The organism is Olegusella massiliensis (assembly GCF_900078545.1).
Classification (GTDB): Bacteria; Actinomycetota; Coriobacteriia; order Coriobacteriales; family Atopobiaceae; genus Olegusella; species Olegusella massiliensis.
Genome location: NZ_FLLS01000002.1, coordinates 1,167,605 through 1,186,717, shown reverse-complemented (window position 1 = coordinate 1,186,717; position 19,113 = coordinate 1,167,605). Strand labels below are relative to the sequence as shown.

The following is a 19,113-nucleotide window of genomic DNA, read 5'->3' as shown; positions in this document are numbered from 1 at the left end:
CTAAGGACTGGGAGGCAATTCATATTATGTTTTACCAGCTTCCTGCAGACACTCCCGGCGCTATCGCACTGCCTACACTCGGCGTATGTATGACAAGCCATACAGCACAGCAACGCAGCGCAGAAAAGCGAATGTTTTATGGACTTAACTTTTTAAAAAATGACCAATGTCTTTATCCCTCAACTGTGCTAACCTACTTCAGACCAATTTAATATTGATTCTCATTTTCGAATTCGAATTGAGCTTACTTTTAAATTTGTCACCCGCTTGAGTGCCGAATTGCTTGTCTGAGCAGCTCAAAAATCGTTTCAAAATGAGAATCAGACGAACGTGCAAGGAGATATGATGCACAAGAAATTCGGTAAAACGCTAGCAGTTGCGTTAGCAGCAGCCCTTCTAGCTCTCCCCTTGGCAGCCTGTGGCACTTCTGGCAAGCAAGCTGCAGGTTCCAACAGTGCTACCACTCAGTCTGGCGCAAAAAAGACCGTCTACACGACCTTCTTCCCCATCTATGACCTCACCAAAACCATCGCCGGCGACAAGATGAACGTCGAAATGATTATCAGCGGTAACCAAGAGCCTCACGACTTTGAACTACAAGCTTCCGAAATGGGCAAAATTTCCGAAGCAGATCTCATCGTTTACAACGGTGCGGGAATGGAGTCTTTCATTGACGATCTCAAAGAGACTGCCAATGATGACAGTAAATTCCTCGATCTGTCTGAGGGTCTCACCCTACTCAAAGGCGAGGATGATGAGGAAGAAGAGCATGAGCACTCCGGCAGCGAGAATCATGATGAGGAGTCCGAGGAGCATGAGCACCACCATCATCACCACGGTGGTATCAACCCCCATACATGGCTAAGCATCAAGAATGCAAAGATGGAGCTCAACGCTATCTACGAGAAGCTCTCCGCAATTGATCCTGACAATGCTGAGTACTACAAAAAGAATCTTGATGAAGCAGCTGCCAAATTTGATGCTCTCGACAAGAAGTTCCAGGAGAAAATTTCTTCTATCCCTGCAGACCAGCGTTACCTCATCGTTTCACACGCTGCATTCAACTATCTTGCCAATGACTATGGTCTAAAGCAGGTTGCAGTAACCGGCATTTCCCCCGAAGACGAGCCCTCTGCTCAGCAGCTTGCCACAATTGCCGACTTTGTTAAGCAGCACAAGGTCAGTACAATCTTCTTTGAGGGCAAGGCGACTCCCAAGGTTGCTGAAACTCTCGCTAAAAATACCGGTGTAAAGACCGCCAGCATCTATACTATGGAAAGTGTTACCGATGAGGAGAAGGACCTCGGCTACCTCGGTCTCATGGAACGCAACCTTGACATGATTATGAAGTCTTTCGATAAGTAGATTTTCTTATGGCAAACGCACTAGCTATCAGCGACTTAAGTTTTTCGTACGAACAGGAATCCGTCCTGCATCAGCTGAACCTCTCAGTTGATGCAGGGCAGTTCCTGGCCCTTATTGGTGAAAATGGTGTTGGCAAGTCTACCTTGATGAATTTAATCTTGGGCAGGCTCAAACCAAGCTCCGGCAAAATAAGTCTCTTTGGTGACGACCACGCCATCGACAATCACTATCGCGACATTGCCTATGTTTCACAGAATGCAGTATTGGGCTACAAGTATTTTCCCACTACGGTTGAAGAAGTGGTGCGCATTGAGCTTCGCCATCTTAAAAAGAAGGCAAGCATTACCGAGCTTCTAGCGACAGTAGAACTTGAAGATCACGCAAATCGCCGCCTCAGTGAACTCTCGGGTGGTCAGCTTCAGCGTGTAGGACTCCTTTTGGCACTAGCAAAAGACGCTCGTCTCATCCTTCTTGACGAACCAACCTCAGGAATCGACAAGATTTTTTCAGCTGAGCTCTATCAGATTTTACGCGGGCTTGCCGATGAAGGACGCGCGATTGTACTAGTAACACATCACCCGGCTGAGGCGACGAATTTTGTCGATAGAGTTGTTCGTCTTAAAAACGGTAGCTGCTCTGAACTGGACCCTAGGCTGTGGAAGGGAGGTATGGAAGACCTTGTTTAAGTATGAATTTATGCAACGTGCCTTTATGGTAGGCAGCATTTTGGCAATTATCTTGCCTTGCATTGGTCTTCCTATCATACTCAAGCGCCTATCGATGATGGGTGATACGCTTTCACATGCTTCGCTAGCTGGTGTTGCTGCGGGTCTTTGCTTTGGTTTTAATCCACTGCTGGGATCTATTGTTGCCTGCATTATTGCAGGTCTTGCAACCGAACTCATGAGCAGCAAACTCAAAGCTTATCAAGAAATTTCTGCTGTTATCGTACTTGCTTCTGCAATTGGCCTAGCGGGCATCTTTACCAGCCTTGCGGGTAACAGCAACTCCATTAGCTCTTACCTTTTTGGTTCCATCGTGACCATTAGTGATATGGAGTTTTACCTCGTCATTATCATTGCCTGTGTCGTTCTCATTGCGTATCGTCTGCTTTATGACAAGCTCTACCTCAGTGTGCTCGATCCCGAAGCCGCAGCACTTCTTGGCATCAAGGCAAAGACCTTGAGCTTTGCATTTTCTTTCATGGTGGCCATTACGGTTTCCATCGCTGCAAAGACCATCGGCTCACTCATCGTATCTTCGCTTCTTGTTGTACCAGTCATTGGCGCTATGCAGCTGGGTCGCACCTATAGAGGTACTTTGGCTATTGCCATCGTCATTTCGCTCATTTCGGTGTATGCAGGTTTATTTATTTCGTACTACTACAACCTGCGCCCCGGTGCGGTAATTGTGCTGATTAGCGTCTTTATTCTCGTTATTAGTCTGATTGTGAAAAAACGTTAGGAATTTTTAAAAATGAATAACCCAAAGAAAGCGGCGCTTTCTGGTGCCCTTTGTCTCGCTCTTGCCGCGAGCGCTTGTAGCTACGGTCAAAAACCCACTTCTCCTGCTGCCCAAAACCAAAAAGAGGCTTCCGCAGCAATCCAAAAGAAAACTCAAAACTTCCAAGTAGACCACACTACTGAGGTCTTAATTGACTCCAAAGTTGATTCCAACGAGATTGTAAAAGTGGTTCAGCACGGGGATCATTGGCATGTCTTTACCAAAGACGGTCGTGAAATTATCACTTATACCGATCCTGCCAAGGCAAAAAGTTCTCGTGACCTCAAAAAGACCGCCAAGGTTGTCACAGGCAAGGAGCTCGCCCGCATCGATCCTAATGCCGTGGTCACAATTCTCCAGCACGGCAATCACTGGCATATTTTTACTGCTGGCGGCTCTGAGTTTGTAACTTACACCGATCCTCGCCCCTACTACCCCCATGCAATAGTAGGGACCTACACGGGTTCTCACGCTGATCACAGTAGCTCCAAGCCCAATGTCCAACAGGCAAGGACCAACAAAACCACAGGTGCAAAACAAAACAAGAGTCTGCCCAAACTACCTGGCGGTCTAAGTATTGTACGTGTCGTAGGCTTGCGCGAGCTATCCCTGCAGCCTATCGTTCGCATCGCCAAACACGGTGATCATTGGCATGCCTATACCAAGGATGGTAGTGAGTTCATCACACATGACAATCCAGCGCGCATCTTCCCCAATATCAAAATCGAAAACTATATTGGTGAGCATGGCAAACCTAACAAGCCAAGCAAAACTAAAGTAACCCCTATCAAGCAGGATCCCAATGACCCCAAACGTATTGTGGGTATCGAACATCACGAAGACCACTGGCATCTGCGCCATGCTGATGGTACCGAAAGTATTACTCGCGATGACCCCAGCAATCTTTACCCTGATATTAAGATTGAAGAGTACGATCCTACTCACGGCAAGCATTTCGATCCCGTAGAAGATAACGAGCGTTTTGAATACGATGATGTGGAAGCAAAGCTAATCGTACCTTTAGACAAACTTAGCTACGGCGGTGCAGCTCACACCACACGTTTTGACAAGAGCCGCAATGCCTTTGTCATTCCTCACTATGATCACTATCACTATGTCAGTATCGATACCATCATTCAGTTCTGCCGTGATGGTGGTTCTACCTTTGGTTCTGATAATGCCCGCGATGTTGTTGCTACTCTCAAGTATTTGGTACTCCACCCCGAAGCACGACCCGAAGGCAAAAACGGCTGGGGAAATGCCGCAACTGTTGATAAAGATGAGACACAACCCGCTGAAGATAACAATCAGGACGAAAATCAAAACGAAAAAGAAGCCCCGGAGGTTGAGAAGAAGGTCATCCGTATCGTGCAGGCCAACAAGGGTTGCTGGGTCATCTACTTTGAGGATGGCAGCTATACCAGCGTCTATTCCAACCCCAAGTCAAAGTATCCCGGTATTACCATCGAACAAGCAGAGTCCAAAAGCCCTAATGCAGGCATGAGCGACCAAGAGATAATGCCAAGTACAGCGCGATCTACGGTATGAGCGAAAACGAGTTTAATGATGCCTTCTTTGAGCTTCCCAATGTAAAACTCAAAGACATTGTCTTCAACAATGATGGCACCGTTGTCGTATATGGAAAGACCTATAATTTCAAGGCGCTAGCTGGCAAAAACTAATAAGCCACCAAGAGCTGAACGGCTATTAGATGAGGGAGGAGCTTTACGTTCCTCCTTTTTTTCTTATGAAGAGAGTGCTCATAAATTGTCCTATAGCTGTATTGCCCCAAATAATCCCTCTATGTAAGGCATAAAATCAGCAGGCACATCCATAGAAAAACTGCTGAGTTTTATAGCCAAGCCAGAAAATAGATGAAGTTAGCATTTTTCAGCATTCTCGGATGTATCATGACAAGACCGATTTGACAGACATCCAACTCAAACAAGGAGATTTATGCCGAGATTTGCAAAAGATAACGCTAAAGGTATCCTACTATGCTTTGCAATTGCTGTTCCCTGCTGGTGGCTTGGCACATTATTTCCTGTAGTAGGAGGACCAGTTCTTGGCATTATTGCAGGCATGATTGTTGCTCTTTTTTTCAAAAATCGCGCTGAGTATGATATGGGCATCAGTTTTACCTCAAAGAAAATCCTTCAAGCAGCTGTTGTACTCTTGGGATTTGGTCTTGACCTGCGTATTGTCGCCCAAACTGGTGCACAATCATTACCCATCATTGTACTTACCATCAGCGCCTCTTTGATTGTGGCATACCTAATACATCGAACACTTAAGGTACCTTCCAAGATTTCAATTTTGGTCGGTGTGGGTTCTTCTATATGCGGAGGATCCGCCATTGCTGCAACCGCTCCAGTAGTAGATGCTGATGATGAGGAAGTTGCGCAGGCAATGTCAGTTATTTTTCTCTTTAACCTCATTGCTGCTCTAACATTTCCCGCTATCGGAGCAGCCTTGGGCTTTAGTACTACTAGTGGTGAAGCCTTCGGTATATTTTCTGGTACTGCTGTTAATGATACTTCCTCAGTTACCGCTACTGCAGCCAGCTGGGATGCGCTCTACGGCCTAGGTACTGCAACCCTAGACAAGGCTGTCACCGTCAAATTAACGCGTACGCTTGCCATTATCCCTATTACACTTGTTCTTGCGTTGTTCCAGGCTCATCATGAAAAGGATAAAGGTGCAAGCACATTTTCGTTTAAACGCGCCTTCCCTATGTTTCTATTGTGGTTTGTACTCGCATCGCTTGTTACCACAATCTTGAGCTCATTTGGATTACCTACCACTATCTTTGCACCACTCAAAAACCTCAGTAAGTTCTTTATTATCATGGCGATGGCAGCGATTGGCCTTAATACTAATATCGTCAAACTCGTCCGTACGGGCGGCAAACCTATTGCTCTAGGTTTTTGCTGCTGGATTGGTATCATCGCTACCAGTCTGGTTGTCCAGCATCTTCTTGGTATTTGGTAAGCAATGCCAATAGCCTTTGATGTACATCACATCAATTTTAGGGTGTTAAACGTAATATCTGTAGAAGTATCTCGAAGATCAGAGAGCACTGCGTTTAGCAGTGCCTCTGATCAAAAATACGTTCTAACCAACTTCTAAAATACACGGCGTTTCTTGAGCAGAATAATAAGTAGCCAACAAACAAGCACGGTCAGTAAGCTAATCAGGGTAAAGCCGTGCACCGTATTGGCAAAAGGCATCCAACGTGTATCGACATTCATACCATAGAAGCCCGAGATAATCGTTGGAATTGATAGTACGACTGTGATGACCGTTAAACGACGCATGACCTCATTAAGGCGCAAATCCATCACTGAAGACATTAGATCACGCGTACCATCAATAACGTTGCGATAAATTTGTGCCATCTCAATTGCCTGCTGATGCTCCATAACAGCATCTTCAAGCTCTTCATCAAGCCCCTCATGCTGCAGAAGCCGAGAGGAGCGGCGCAGGCGCCCAAGCACATTGGCATTGCCCTGCAGCGAGGTTGACAGATAGACCAACGATGACTCTAAAGTATGCAAATCAAAAAGGTCAGATTCGTTGATACTGCGATCCATTCGCCCTTCAAGAGCAAGTCGCTTACGGTCAATATCTGCCAACACCTGCTGATAAAACACTCCTAGACGCAGCAAAATACTGCAAGCAAAACGGCTATGTCGCCAAGTCGAGAACCCGCGTACCTTGCCTGATGAAAAATCATCGAGCAAAGCAAAACGCTCCGAGCAAATCGTAATGACATTCGACTTGGTCAGAATAATGCAGAGAGGCACTGTGTTGCGAGCCTGCTCACCATGGATCTCGCCCGATGAGGGTACATCGACCAATATCATCATGGTGTCACCCTCATATTCCACACGCGCCTTTTCCTCAAGGTCAGTTGCAGCCAGAACATCATCACGCTCAAGCCCAAAGATATCAGCAATCGTGTCTACCTCATCAAGCGTTGGCGCACTGAGCCTTATCCAACTGCCTTCACCCATATCATCAACTGATGAGGTTACGCGACCTTCAGTTCGAAACATCTCAATCAACGTATACCTCCCCATCTGCAAGTCATCAACATAGCGGTGACGGCATCCATTTCATGCAAGGAAAGCCTAGCACAGGAAAGCCACCCATTTCTCGTTGTCCTAGAACTGGGCGGCTATTCGTATGAGATTGCCTTGTGTACGCAGCCTCTCAATGTCCCAATAATATCCTAGCAATCATCTCAATCCTACAGGTCATCTACCAATGCGGTCGATTTCGCATAGGCAGTAGAGCGCGCCTCAAAGAAGTCCGTCTTGACCATGTTGGCGTTGGAATATTGATTAACCCAAGCCATATCCTCAGGTTCACGTCGATTATCTTTAAAAAGATTGCCGTATCCCAGAGCACTCCAGCGGAGATTGCCTAGATAGCGGACATAGTTCTCAACCATATCCCCTGTAAGACCCGAAATTTTGTTACCGATAACATAGCGACCCCAAGCACACTCCTGACGCACACCTTCTTCCAGCATCGCTCGCAGCTCAGCGATCATCTCCTCATCAAAGAGTTGTGGTTCTTCTTTTTGAAGCTCGCTGATAATATTGCGGAAGAGCCACAGATGTGTATTTTCGTCGCGGTTAATATAGCGAATTTCCTGGGCACTTCCAGGCATTTTGCCATTGCGCGCAAGGTTGTAGAAGAACATAAATCCTGAGTAAAAATACACACCCTCAAGAATATAATTCGCCATGATCACATGCAAAAATGCGCGCGCATCCTGATGATTCACAAACTCGTTGTAGCAATTGCCAATAAATGTGTTACGGCGTAGCAAATGCTCGTCATCACGCCACTGGTACAAAATCTCATTGCGCTTTTCGGGAGAGCAGATGGTATCAAGCATGTAAGAATAGCTCTGTGAGTGAACACATTCCTGGAAGGTCTGGATACCCAAACAGAGGTTGACCTCATTTGCTGTTACATAGGCACTAATATTGGGTAAGTTGGAGCTTTGCAGTGAATCAAGAAACACAAGAAAGCTCAAAATCTTGTCGTATGCACTACGCTCTGCTTCACTGAGATGGGGGTAATCCTTAACATCTTGGGCGAGGTTAATTTCCTCAGGTACCCAAAAATTATTCATTGCCTGACGGTACCAATCACTCACCCAGCCATAGCGCATATTGTTAAAGTCATTGAGATTAGTAGTATTGCCACCAATCATACGTCGGTTGCGCACTGCGGTATCACCCTGTGGATTGAACAGCGCTTTTCGTACCAGCTGATTACTCTTTTCGATGGTCATATCCCCACCCTCACGTATCGCATTCATTTTCTCGTGTGTTGCAGTCCTTCTTGCGTATGCCTAAGACGAGCAGCTCTCACACTCTTCTACCTCGAGAGACTTGGAGCGCACATAATAAAGCGTTTTGACACCATGCTCCCATGCTTCGATATACAGTTTGAGCACTTGGCTCATCGTATACTCATTGGTGATATAAAGATTCATCGACTGAGCCTGATCGATATGACGCTGACGCACGCCTGCTGCGCGCACAGACCATAGCTGATTGGTATTATGTGCAGCGTTGTAATACCAATAGGTATCCATCGAAAGCTCAGGAGCAATGCGCGGCAGCATCATGCCTTTCTTCTCCTCTAAGAAGAAGCGCTTCATAATAGGATCAAGGCCTGCCGTAGTGCCCGAAAGGATAGAAGTCGAACTGGTTGGGGCTACTGCCAACAAATATGCATTGCGCATGCCTTGCACAGCAACGCGACGACGCAGGCTATCCCAAACTTCACCCGTGTAGCCGCGTTTATCAAAGTAGGCACCAGTCTGCCAGTCAGAACCTTCAAAGTAACGATAGGAGCCTTTCTCAGCAGCAAGAGCACTGGAAGCCTCAATTGCATGACGATTAATGCGTTCAAAAACATCATCAACAAAGCGCAGATGTTCTTCGCTCTCCCAGCGAATGTGGCGCTTGGCAAGCATGTGGTGATACCCACTGACACCAAGACCAATTGAGCGATAACGATGATTGGTAATTTTTGCATAAGGCAGTGCGTAGAAATTCAGGTCGATAACATTATCCAAGGCACGCACAAGCGAATGAATAATCTGACGCAGCTCCTCGTCATCCTCAACATTGATACGCCCAAGTGTCAGGCTTGCGAGGTTACATACAACAAAGTCACCAGGGCGCGTGGTGTTCACCACAACGGTATCCCCCTCTTTGGTGATGACTTCTTGGCTGACCGACTCCATGGCAGAAGTATTCTGCGCAATCTCGGTGCAAAGGTTGGAACAGTAAATAACACCTGCTTGCGGATTAGGATTGGCACGATTGACCGTATCACGCATAAAGGCAAAGGGTGTACCTGTTTCAACGGCTGAACGCAGAATCAGGCGGACAAGCTCACGAATTGGCAGCGTACGCATAGGAATACGGGGGTCAGCAACGCAGTCTAGATAGCGCTTCTCCCACTCGTCTCCAAAATAATCCTCAATGGCATAGCCCTTGACGGTCAGAATATCGTGAGGATCCATCAGGTACCAATCCTGCGACATATTTTCTTTTGCCATCTTCCAAAACAAGTCAGGATAACAAACGGCAGGAAATACATCGTGGGCTTTCATACGCTCGTCACCATTGTTGGTACGTAGCTGCAAAAACTCTGGCAAATCGCGATGCCACACATCAAGATAAACTGCCACGGCACCCGAACGTACGCCAAGTTGATCAACTGCTACAGCCGTATCATTAATCACACGAATCCAGCGAATAACACCACCAGCAGCACCTTTATAGCCCCGAATAGAGCCGCCTGCAGCGCGGACTTTACCCAGATACATGCCCATACCGCCGCCAAATTTTGAAACCTGAGAAAAATTTGCAATGGAGCGGTAAATACCCTCAAGCGAATCGGGCACTGTATCAATAAAGCAACTAGAAAGCTGATGCTGAGGACGACGTGCGTTGGATAGCGTCGGCGTTGCCATAGTCACTTTGAGTGTACTTAACATGTCGTAAAAGCGCTTAATCCAGCCCAGACGTACTGCGGGCTTCTCTTGCATAGCAAGATGAAGAGCAATACCCAAGAACATCTCCTGCGGAGTCTCAAGTGCCTCACCCTCAAAGGAGCGAATGACATAACGATGCAACATTAAATCGAGACCAGCGTAATCAAAAAGATCATCGCGGTTGTTGTCAATAAAGCTCGCAGCTTGATTAATCTCTTCTCGGGTATAGGACTCAAGAATGTAGGTACCGTACAGGCCTAGCTCAGTTAAATAACGCAGCTTGTCATAAAAAGACTCAATCGAACGTGCTGCCATCATCTTATTAATCTTGGCGTGATGGCTATAGGCCAACAAACGTGCTGCTATGTAGCTCCATTTGGGTGCTTCTTTGCTTGTCAACTCTACAGCTGCGCGCACCAGCGCCTCAAGACGCTGCTGATATGCCATATCTTCTGTCAAAAACCCTCTAAAACGATTGAATAAAGCAGAGCTCGAATACTGCTCATCGAGAAAATCGTGCTGGATACGCAGTATGAGCGCATCAATACCCTCATCGCCCACCAGACCAACGATTTCCTGGCGCTGCTGACGAAGCTCCGTACGGCGTGAACGATACAAAATATAGGACTTTGCCTGCGCAAAATGTCCCTCACGCATCAGCACTTCTTCTACAAGATCTTGGATGTGCTCAACACTTGTTGCATTTTCTTCTGCCATGCGTCTCTCAATCTGTGAGACGAGTTTGGCAATCTCATCTTCTGCGGGCTTAGTCGAAGTTGCTGCAAAAGACTTCTCTATTGCTCGCGCAATTTTGGATGAGTCATACTCCTCCAGCGAGCCATTGCGTTTGATAATTTGCATGTATCCCCCATGCCACGAAGCGGAGCAAATCTGTCCCGATAAGACTAAAAACAACGGTGACTACGATACCATAGCTCGCTGCTTTTTAAGCCAATATACGCAATATTTAGAAGCACATACGAAATCAAACCACTATATATTGTTGCTATAGTTGGATATCAGCTCTGCAATTGCTTGTGCGTTTGCTGCTGAGAATGCGAGAGCTGTACCAAGCACTCATATCTAGGTCGCAAAACGTCTAATTTGTACCAAACACTCATATCTAGGGCGCAAATTATCACTAGTTCAACTATTTAGCTCACGAAACAGCTAATAGTTCAACTTTTAGCCCCGTGGACGCGTTTTTAGTCGGGATGCGAACAAAAACGACTCCTCGGGGCTAAAAGATTTAACTACCTAGATGCAAATATAGATTTATTGGATACATTGAATGCAAGATTTGTTGCATGCAAGATTGCTATATACAAGTTTGTTGCGTGCAAGTTTTTTACATGCAAGATTGTAGTATGTGATAAAAACTAAGGAATACGTATGAAGCAAAGCGAGGAGGAGCAATGCCTACAACGGTCGAGATATGCACTGGAAGCTACGAAGACTGCCTAAGCGCCCGGGACGCAGGTGCTGACCGTGTAGAGCTCAACTCTGCCTTGTGGTTGGGAGGTCTTACACCCAGTTTGGGCACACTACGTCTTGTGCGCGGGGCTCTTGATATTCCCCTTATCACCATGCTGCGCCCACGGGGAGCAGGTTTTTGTTACTCTCCCCACGAAGTCGAGGTTATGTTTGCTGATGCCTCAGCGCTCATAGATGCAGGAGCAGATGGGGTTGCGTTTGGCTTTCTTAACCCTGATGCCACCATTAATGTTGAGCAAACACGCCTGATGGTTGAACTTGCACATTCAGCAGGCAAAGAGGCAGTGTTCCACCGTGCTTTTGACGTAACGCCCAACCCCAAAGCCGCACTTGAAATGCTCGTTGATTGCGGAGTTGACCGTATTCTTACCAGTGGTCAAAAGCCAAGCGCACATGCGGGAGCAACGCTCATTGCTCAGCTGCAAAAACAAGCAGCAGGGCGTATTCAAATCCTCGCTGGTGCAGGCATCAATGCACAAAATGTCTGTGAGCTCATCAACAAAACTGGCATAAGCCAGGTACATGCTTCCTGCCGAGACTACGAAAAAGACCCCACTACCGCCCGCAATGAGGTCAGTTATGCCTACCTTGAGGATGACCTATCCTGCTCCTTTGACTGTGTGAGCAAAGAGCGCGCTCAAGCGCTCACTTATACCGTGCACCATGCTGAAGTCCAAGCGAGCTTGGAATACTCTTCGTCCGCCACAGACTCAAGCCACTCATTACTTGAGTTTTTACCAGGGATTTCAAATGCCAGATGACTAAACCATGAGTCAGGTGCTGCACACTAGTCGGCATGGATATTGCCCTCATTATCGCAAGACCAATGTAGCGCCTTCTTGAGAAATGCTGCGATGATTTCAATATAAGCATCCTCATCCAAAAGCTCTCGAGACCCTGCATACCTGGCACCATCGACAAGATGTAGCTCAACATAACCCTTGGTAGCATCACGTAATTTTCCGCTATTTGATGGTGCAATTAGGTCGTTGTCAGACCCATGAATTAAGCACAGAGGCACTTCATTGTTTTTAAGCGCTCCTATGGGACTAGTATCGTGCAAGTCATAACCGTAACGCAGGCGATACGCTGCACCAACCACAGACATCAGTGCTCCTAGATGGGCTTGATCGTATCCTGCCTACAGCAGATCGTATAAATTAGCAAAACCGTAATCCGCTACGGCAAAATCTATGTCAGGACTTTTCCCAACGCCGAAAGCATTGTTGCACTGCCCATAGACTCACCATGCAGACCAAGGGTAATGTCTTTGCCATAGCGTTGATGTGTGTCCTGAATGAGGGCAAGCAAATCCTCAGACTCAAGATTGCCAAGCGTACAGGTAGTTGAGGCATTTTCCCCATGTGCGTGAATATCATAGATGATGCAGTTAAAGCCGAGCTTGCGGTAACTTGCTACATATTTCGCTGCACCATAGCGATTAGAACAAAAGCCGTGAGAAATAATGACGTACTTGTTGCTGGTGTGTTCTGCAGGCACAAAACTGCAGTGGAGTTCATATCCGTCATATTCTTTTACCTGATATTCGCTTTGAGAAAGCAAATCAAAATCTCCCCAAAGCCCATGGTCAATCTCCCACTGACGCTCGGCTTTAAGATCGTTGCCTTGCGGGTGCGCTATGGTTGATGCCATATAGAGCGCAAATCCTGCTACACCAACTATTCCAAGCACGACTGCGACAGGACGCGGCATTATAACTTCTTCCGTCTCAAACCGATATCAAGAATACAAATTATTATTGACACTATAGTCCTGCTCGTCCAAATCGCAGTCTTAAAGCACGTAATTACACTTCAGCACTTCTATACAAGACTCCACTGAGCGCTTAAGCAGCGCTTGTTCCAAAAATCACCGTAGCTACCATTCTGCGCAAGCAGTTCCTCATGAGTACCAACCTCTGCCAACTCTCCATCCGCATTCATTACCACAATCTGATCTGCCATTTTGATAGTTTCAAGCTTATGGGCCACCACAATCAGAGTCGAATGCTGTCTCAACTCCTCCATGGAGCGCACGATATTCGCCTCGTTTTCTGCATCGAGTGCAGAGGTTGCTTCATCAAACAGCACAATAGGCGCCTGCTTGAGCAGAGCACGTGCAATCGAAACACGCTGACGTTCACCACCAGATAAACTACGTCCACCCTCACCACAAGGCGTTTCCCAGCCTTCGGGCAAACGTTCGATAATCTCTGTCATTCCTGCTAGCTCAGCAACGCGCGTAAGTTCTGCTTCTCCAGCATTGGGGCGAGCAATCAATACATTATTGCGGAGTGTATCGTTAAAGAGATATACATCCTGAAAAACAAAAGACACTTGCTCAAAGAGATGCTGCGTAGAAAGATTCCGTATGTCTGTCCCGCCGATGGTAATTTGCCCTGCATCGACATCATAAAAACGAGCAATAAGTTTAATGAGTGTGGTTTTGCCACAACCAGATGGGCCTACGATAGCAATCATTTTTGATGCGGGTGCCATCACGCTGACATTGCGAATAACAGGTTGACCTTCTATGTAGCTAAAAGCAACGCTTTTTAGCTCAACGGAGCTATCAGCGGGCAGCCCTACGCTCTGCTCGCATACAGACATCTCGGGTGCATCCATTACCTCATCAATACCATTGAGCATCATACGGCGCTCTTCAAGACCAAAAAGTGAAGCTGCTACCTCGGTGAGAAGTACCGAAAAACGCAAAATGACGCCAATCATAATGAGTGTTTCAAGAGGGCTCATGTTTCCTGTAAGCCCCATCTGGCAAACAACCATGATGCCTAACACAGTAAGCATCTGCACACCCATACCCGAAAGGAAATTTCCTACAACACCCCACCACAGACCACGAGTTAGACAAGCTTTGCTCTTTGAAAAACTATCCTTCAACTCGGGATAGCTACTGCTCGCGTTGCAAGCGCGAAGCGCTCCTTGACACTGAGCAAACTCAACGATGCGTGCTGCAATTAGCTCTTCTCCTTTGTTTTCTAAATGAGACATGCGAAAAACACAGGCCTGCCCCACATGCATCAGCAAAAATACAATAGGCACACCCACACTAAGCAACAGTCCCAACTGCCAATTCCATATCCAGCAACCAAGACAAAAGATAATACAGGCAGACGCATTATGCAGAAGGCTACCAATGAAATATGCAGCTACTTGTCCTGTTGACATCATTTCATTGGTAACCATACGACTTAGGCGGCCCGCGCTCTGAGAGTCAAACCAGCCCAGAGGCAAACGCGAAACTTTATTGCCAATCATAATCTGCAGATTGCGCATGTACCCTAAACCCGATATATAGCTCAGCTTGGTGCCCTCAACCGAAGTCACGGCCCCACACAAAGCAAGCACGACAAGAAAAACTATCCATGCCTTATAGCTCAATCCCCACTGTGGCGTCCCAGATTGCAAAGCAGTAACTGTTGGCATAATTGCAGTTAAACTCGCACCGCTAATAACACCTGATACAAGCTTATAAAAGGAGCCTTTCTGGTGAATTGCTTTATCAGCGCGAGACATAAAACGATAGAGACGCGGAAGAATCAACTTGTCTTTAAGCATAAATGTCACTCTCCTTTGCGGAAAGGAAATTTTCAAAACCACTCTGCTGAAGCAGGGCTTGGTAATGACCGTTATTAAGCAATTCCTGGTGAGTGCCGAGCGCAACAATATGCCCACGTTCCATTACTGCAATTTGATCGGCACCGAGAATTGAATTGAGACGGTGAGCAATAACAAGCACGGTACGCCCTTGGATTAAATTTCTGAGAGCACGCTGAATTTCAACCTCAGAATCAGGATCGGCAAAGGCAGTTGCCTCATCCATAATCAAAATTGGAGCATCAGTTAAAATCGCACGAGCAATAGCTACACGCTGACCTTCACCGCCTGATAGCTGACAATCGGATCCCAACACGCTGTCATAGCCCTTGGGTAGCGACATAATATAGTCATCTATCTGCGCAATCTGTGCAGCTCTCCGCACTTCTTCCAAGCTAGCATCAGGACATGCCAAAGAGATATTTCGGCGAATGCTGGTATTAAGCAACATTGAATCTTGCAGAACAAAAGACACATAACGATACAGTTCGTTTGTATCAATCTGTCGCAAATCAATCCCACCTAGACGAATTGTCCCCTCGTCAGGATCATCAAAACGTGCAATAAGCGTGGCGAGCGTTGATTTACCCGATCCCGAAGGACCAATCAGCGCTGTCACCGTATTGGGTTTAAACGTCAATGAAAGCTGTGATAAAGCGTTTGTCTCTCCATAGGAATAAGAGACGCCATCAACCTCGATATCCAAATCACCTTCAGGTAGTTGAGGACAATCTGTTTGCGGCAAAGTATCAACTTCCATGAGCTCGCAAAGACGTATCGCAGCTGCACCTGCAGTCTGATATGACCAGACGATATTCGAAACCGTAGTCATTGCATTTGGCAATACAACGGCTATAAGCGTGCAAGCAAGCAATTGTGGAACTGTCGCCAAGCCAGCAGTACACAGCAGGCCGCCACCGCCAAGGTTTACCAGCAAAATTACAGGTATGGACACAAACTCCTGTGCTACGGAGCACAAACCAATTAAGGGTCCGCACCAAGCCCAGTAAGAATCTGCAAAACCCTTGGCTGCGTTTTGATAATTGTCGTGTGCCTCCCCTACCTTAGAGAAGGCTTTAACCACCTTAATACCCGAGACAAGCTCAACCATCGTTGAGGAAACCTCAGCTAAATGCGTATTCATTTCGGCAGTTTTTGGACCCATATCTTTCATTGAACTACCGTAAAGCAGCATATAAATAGGCACCGTAACGACGCCTACCAGAGCCAACTTCCAGTTGATAACAAACATAAAAACAAGCAGAACAAGCGGCGTTAATGCACCATTAACCAAATCAACTGGTGCATGTGCAATCACGGTATGCACCACACGCGTGTCATCCTGTACGGCACTACGAATAGAACCCGAACCATGAGTGTCAAACCATGCTAAAGGAACACTGCTCAGACGCTCTGCAATGCGCTCACGAATCAACACGCGCAGCTTCACATCGGCAAAGTGTGTAATCGAAAGCGCTAGCACATACAACGTCATCTTAGTTAAAAAGAACATAACAAGCAGCGAAACAATATGCTCAACCTGATGAGTATCAAGTGGATAGTTACCCGTCGACACATCAAGAAAAACGTCTCCCAGCTTTACTAGCGCAAAGTACGGTACAAAAGCAAGCATGGCAGATGCAACAGTAAGTATCTGGGCGATTCTTGTTCTTCCCTTAATTGGTGCCGAGAGTTTTTTCATTGCCTCGCGACCAGCTTTATCTTTTTGGCGGTCTTCTTCAGAAACTTGTGGCACAGCAGTACCTCCCATGAGTCACCACTCAGTCCAAACCCGAAGGCGAGCTGAAGTATGTTAACCTTTACTAACATTTCATTCTATAGAGCTTTGCATATGAGCTGCTAAGGAAGTACTAAATGGAGAAGGTCCCCGAAAAAATAATGAATATTACCGAAAATCATTTCTCGAGTAAGTGGTACAAAAAACTATCGGAAGACCCGGAATTGTTGACTGAGCAGTCATCTGGTGATTTATCTGCCATCCGCAATACCTTTGAGCCAATGCTGCAAACTATAGGCTGCGTTCCCAGTAAAGAAGCACTGGACCAGGGATGGATTTCTAAGACTGCAATCAGATCGTATGGGTCAACTTGGGTAATGAATCCAGCCCGAGGCAGTGGAAAGTACTGGTATGGCATCATCGATTCAGATGCGGTACTTATCTCAATGGATTTAAAGCTGAATGAGCGCGCGATTTATCGAGGTCCGTCAGTCGCACTCATAGGGTTTGGTTGCTATGGACATGATATGACCAACTATTTCATCGAACCACTACCAGATAAGCGCCCATCTCTTATTGGTTATAGATGGACCTATCATCTGTTCCAACAAATATGCGAAGCTCACGTTCAATTCAAAAGTTGTTCTCTTTCTCTGCGTCCAAAAGCACTTGAGCGCTATAGTTGTCTTTTGGGAGTTACTCCCAAAGATATTCTTTCTGCTATTTCACAGCTTGACGGCACTCGAGAGCTATCCAAGCTTAAAGAAGCAATGAATGAATTCGTAGACGCGCGTCCTAGTAAAAACTGTGCGCCTGCCTACTATCGCGCTAAGCTTATTGAACTTCTTGTACTGCTTATAGATGGTGTGCACAGAGATCATACAGCTCGTAGCTCACGTTCGGTACAGGATTGGGAAATCTGTGAAGAAGCTAGCCAATATATAAAAGCAAATCTTGATCAAGATCTATCCACGCGTACCCTTGAAAAGGTGCTACATCTTAGTGCGGCGCGCCTCATTGATGCCTTTAGGCGCAGTCGCGGAACTACTCCTCAAGATTTTATACGAAAGCAGCGCGTGGAATTTGCCGCTATGCAATTGTTAGACGGAAACGAGACTATCTGTAACATAGCCAAGTATGTTGGTTATGCCAATCAAGGCGCATTTTCAGAAGCTTTCAAAGCAATGACGGGCATGACACCCAGCCGCTTTCGTCGTGACAAACTGTCACACCCATATCAAAATCCTTTGAATAGGTAGCACGCTGCTTATCCTACGCAATGTCCCTCTTATACAAGATATGCCAGACAACACGCTACTTTTTTACAGGTATACATAATAAAGTTTGAAAGCATATGGGATGTTAGTTTTTTCTTGTCAGGGAACAAATATGTTCATTGACGGCACTAAAGTGCAGCCCAAAATCAATAAGTGCATCCGCCAAATAGAAGCCAAAAATAAAACCAATTACATGAGACACGACGTCTATCACGTCAAAGATGCCAAGTTTGCACACATACTGTAACGATTCACATACAAGTACGATAAGTATTGCAGCAATGATTGATTTACCTACAGGCACCGCCTTTGTACGAAAGATGCATCCTAAAGGGACTAAAACAACAAGGTTAAAGAAAAGAGTAGCGGGTTGCCAAAGCAAAATATAGGGCTGGTCAGATTTTTCTGAATCTCGAAAGATGGACCATCTTGTCAAAGCTGGGCAGGCAATAGGTTCAAGAAGCACCCTTTTGGCTACATCGGGTTCAATAAGCACCTTTTTACCCACAAACGATTCAATAAGCACCCTTACGACAATTTTTATCTGGGGTTTCTCGAGTCATTCGGTACGCCTTTGAACCGCCTGTGAGAAATGCAATACAACGGGTTCATGATCATCCATTTATTTGTATTTTGCTCAATCGGATTCAAGATGCACCCTCAGCAAAAAAGCAAACAGTGCTTTTACGGCAATAGAGCGACGGCATTGAACCGCCTGCAGGAAGCCAGAGACAGTATCGCACCCAATATGGATGCCCTGAGATTCGAGGCACAACTGCGACCATCTGCAGAAAAAATGCCTTGTGAACTGCCTGTGAAAGACTACTTGTACATGAAAATAAACCATACCTAGATACATAACATCTAGGTATGGTTTTATTCTTCCGCAGTTGCCGCTTAGCTTTGTGACCCTAAATCTTTCTTGGGTGAACGTTTTGCGGCGGGCAAGCGTCCTGCACGCTTGAGAGCATCGCGAATAATCCACTCTACCTGGGCATTAGAGCTACGCATTTCATCAGCGGCCCACAGTTGCACCGCTTCCCAAAGCTCTGGGTCTATGCGCAGAGGATATTGCTTCCTTGACATGCC

General features: G+C 46.3%; 17 protein-coding genes. 8 read left to right on the top strand and 9 right to left on the bottom strand.

Annotation, left to right across the window (positions count from 1 at the left end; genetic code table 11):
- The first annotated feature begins 345 nt into the window (after positions 1-345).
- The 6 genes from BN4314_RS05535 to BN4314_RS05515 all read left to right on the top strand — a co-directional run bounded on the left by BN4314_RS05535 (position 346) and on the right by BN4314_RS05515 (position 5,859).
- Positions 346-1,365, top strand: a complete 1,020-nt coding sequence (locus BN4314_RS05535) for a metal ABC transporter substrate-binding protein (protein WP_068540233.1) — start codon at positions 346-348, stop codon at positions 1,363-1,365.
- Positions 1,366-1,373: 8 nt separating this feature from the next.
- Positions 1,374-2,051, top strand: coding sequence for a metal ABC transporter ATP-binding protein (locus tag BN4314_RS05530; protein WP_021735656.1), 678 nt, complete (start codon positions 1,374-1,376; stop codon positions 2,049-2,051).
- Complete coding sequence (locus BN4314_RS05525; protein WP_021735618.1) at positions 2,044-2,829, top strand: metal ABC transporter permease; 786 nt, start codon at positions 2,044-2,046, stop codon at positions 2,827-2,829. The genes BN4314_RS05530 and BN4314_RS05525 overlap by 8 nt, the downstream gene beginning before the upstream one ends.
- A gap of 12 nt (positions 2,830-2,841) precedes the next feature.
- Positions 2,842-4,416 (top strand): hypothetical protein, encoded by a 1,575-nt coding sequence (locus BN4314_RS05520; protein WP_068540232.1) that lies wholly within the window; start codon positions 2,842-2,844, stop codon positions 4,414-4,416.
- Positions 4,413-4,550 (top strand): hypothetical protein, encoded by a 138-nt coding sequence (locus tag BN4314_RS08110; RefSeq protein WP_157089941.1) that lies wholly within the window; start codon positions 4,413-4,415, stop codon positions 4,548-4,550. Before BN4314_RS05520 ends, BN4314_RS08110 begins: the two co-directional genes overlap by 4 nt.
- A 274-nt stretch (positions 4,551-4,824) precedes the next feature.
- Complete coding sequence (locus tag BN4314_RS05515) at positions 4,825-5,859, top strand: YeiH family protein (RefSeq protein ID WP_068540231.1); 1,035 nt, start codon at positions 4,825-4,827, stop codon at positions 5,857-5,859.
- Between the two features lie 134 nt (positions 5,860-5,993).
- Here BN4314_RS05515 and BN4314_RS05510 read toward each other — a convergent pair whose 3' ends face one another.
- The 3 genes from BN4314_RS05510 to BN4314_RS05500 form a co-directional block, all read right to left on the bottom strand.
- A complete protein-coding gene (locus tag BN4314_RS05510) occupies positions 5,994-6,926 on the bottom strand; it encodes a magnesium transporter CorA family protein (protein WP_232309759.1) in 933 nt (310 codons plus the stop codon).
- A 194-nt stretch (positions 6,927-7,120) separates the two neighbouring features.
- Positions 7,121-8,179, bottom strand: a complete 1,059-nt coding sequence (locus BN4314_RS05505; protein ID WP_021735683.1) for a ribonucleotide-diphosphate reductase subunit beta — start codon at positions 8,177-8,179, stop codon at positions 7,121-7,123.
- 60 nt (positions 8,180-8,239) lie between these two features.
- Complete coding sequence (locus tag BN4314_RS05500) at positions 8,240-10,759, bottom strand: ribonucleoside-diphosphate reductase subunit alpha (protein ID WP_068540229.1); 2,520 nt, start codon at positions 10,757-10,759, stop codon at positions 8,240-8,242.
- A gap of 554 nt (positions 10,760-11,313) precedes the next feature.
- Here BN4314_RS05500 and BN4314_RS05495 point away from each other — a divergent pair.
- Positions 11,314-12,153 (top strand): copper homeostasis protein CutC, encoded by an 840-nt coding sequence (locus BN4314_RS05495; protein WP_068540228.1) that lies wholly within the window; start codon positions 11,314-11,316, stop codon positions 12,151-12,153.
- A 26-nt stretch (positions 12,154-12,179) separates the two neighbouring features.
- Here BN4314_RS05495 and BN4314_RS08200 read toward each other — a convergent pair whose 3' ends face one another.
- The 4 genes from BN4314_RS08200 to BN4314_RS05480 all read right to left on the bottom strand — a co-directional run bounded on the left by BN4314_RS08200 (position 12,180) and on the right by BN4314_RS05480 (position 16,780).
- Entirely contained in the window at positions 12,180-12,500 is a 321-nt protein-coding gene (locus BN4314_RS08200; RefSeq protein ID WP_198145553.1) for an alpha/beta hydrolase family protein, read from the bottom strand.
- 83 nt (positions 12,501-12,583) lie between these two features.
- On the bottom strand, positions 12,584-13,105 hold the full coding sequence (locus BN4314_RS08195; RefSeq protein WP_198145551.1) for an alpha/beta hydrolase family protein: 522 nt from the start codon (positions 13,103-13,105) through the stop codon (positions 12,584-12,586).
- Between the two features lie 110 nt (positions 13,106-13,215).
- Positions 13,216-14,970, bottom strand: coding sequence for an ABC transporter ATP-binding protein (locus BN4314_RS05485; RefSeq protein ID WP_068540227.1), 1,755 nt, complete (start codon positions 14,968-14,970; stop codon positions 13,216-13,218).
- The gene (locus tag BN4314_RS05480) at positions 14,963-16,780 is read right to left on the bottom strand and encodes an ABC transporter ATP-binding protein (RefSeq protein WP_068540226.1); all 1,818 of its coding nucleotides are present in this window, start codon (positions 16,778-16,780) and stop codon (positions 14,963-14,965) included. Before BN4314_RS05480 ends, BN4314_RS05485 begins: the two co-directional genes overlap by 8 nt.
- A gap of 104 nt (positions 16,781-16,884) precedes the next feature.
- Between BN4314_RS05480 and BN4314_RS05475 the strand changes: the two genes are divergently transcribed.
- Positions 16,885-18,006: a helix-turn-helix domain-containing protein gene (locus BN4314_RS05475; RefSeq protein WP_068540225.1), complete on the top strand. Its 1,122-nt coding sequence runs from the start codon at positions 16,885-16,887 to the stop codon at positions 18,004-18,006.
- Between the two features lie 103 nt (positions 18,007-18,109).
- On the opposite strand, the gene BN4314_RS05470 is transcribed toward BN4314_RS05475, so the two are convergent.
- Positions 18,110-18,532, bottom strand: a complete 423-nt coding sequence (locus tag BN4314_RS05470; RefSeq protein ID WP_187369552.1) for a VanZ family protein — start codon at positions 18,530-18,532, stop codon at positions 18,110-18,112.
- Positions 18,533-18,921: 389 nt separating this feature from the next.
- Entirely contained in the window at positions 18,922-19,110 is a 189-nt protein-coding gene (locus BN4314_RS05460) for an Arc family DNA binding domain-containing protein (protein WP_068540222.1), read from the bottom strand.
- Positions 19,111-19,113 lie beyond the last annotated feature (3 nt).

Excerpts from the sequence above, each read along its gene's own strand:
- BN4314_RS05535 (WP_068540233.1), top strand. The coding sequence starts at position 346 with ATGCACAAGAAATTCGGTAAAACGCTAGCAGTTGCGTTAGCAGCAGCC.
- BN4314_RS05530 (WP_021735656.1), top strand. The coding sequence starts at position 1,374 with ATGGCAAACGCACTAGCTATCAGCGACTTAAGTTTTTCGTACGAACAG.
- BN4314_RS05520 (WP_068540232.1), top strand. The coding sequence starts at position 2,842 with ATGAATAACCCAAAGAAAGCGGCGCTTTCTGGTGCCCTTTGTCTCGCT.
- BN4314_RS08110 (WP_157089941.1), top strand. The coding sequence starts at position 4,413 with ATGAGCGAAAACGAGTTTAATGATGCCTTCTTTGAGCTTCCCAATGTA.
- BN4314_RS05515 (WP_068540231.1), top strand. The coding sequence starts at position 4,825 with ATGCCGAGATTTGCAAAAGATAACGCTAAAGGTATCCTACTATGCTTT.
- BN4314_RS05510 (WP_232309759.1), bottom strand. The coding sequence starts at position 6,926 with ATGTTTCGAACTGAAGGTCGCGTAACCTCATCAGTTGATGATATGGGT.
- BN4314_RS05505 (WP_021735683.1), bottom strand. The coding sequence starts at position 8,179 with ATGACCATCGAAAAGAGTAATCAGCTGGTACGAAAAGCGCTGTTCAAT.
- BN4314_RS05500 (WP_068540229.1), bottom strand. The coding sequence starts at position 10,759 with ATGCAAATTATCAAACGCAATGGCTCGCTGGAGGAGTATGACTCATCC.
- BN4314_RS05495 (WP_068540228.1), top strand. The coding sequence starts at position 11,314 with ATGCCTACAACGGTCGAGATATGCACTGGAAGCTACGAAGACTGCCTA.
- BN4314_RS08200 (WP_198145553.1), bottom strand. The coding sequence starts at position 12,500 with ATGTCTGTGGTTGGTGCAGCGTATCGCCTGCGTTACGGTTATGACTTG.
- BN4314_RS08195 (WP_198145551.1), bottom strand. The coding sequence starts at position 13,105 with ATGCCGCGTCCTGTCGCAGTCGTGCTTGGAATAGTTGGTGTAGCAGGA.
- BN4314_RS05485 (WP_068540227.1), bottom strand. The coding sequence starts at position 14,970 with ATGCTTAAAGACAAGTTGATTCTTCCGCGTCTCTATCGTTTTATGTCT.
- BN4314_RS05480 (WP_068540226.1), bottom strand. The coding sequence starts at position 16,780 with ATGGGAGGTACTGCTGTGCCACAAGTTTCTGAAGAAGACCGCCAAAAA.
- BN4314_RS05475 (WP_068540225.1), top strand. The coding sequence starts at position 16,885 with ATGGAGAAGGTCCCCGAAAAAATAATGAATATTACCGAAAATCATTTC.
- BN4314_RS05460 (WP_068540222.1), bottom strand. The coding sequence starts at position 19,110 with ATGTCAAGGAAGCAATATCCTCTGCGCATAGACCCAGAGCTTTGGGAA.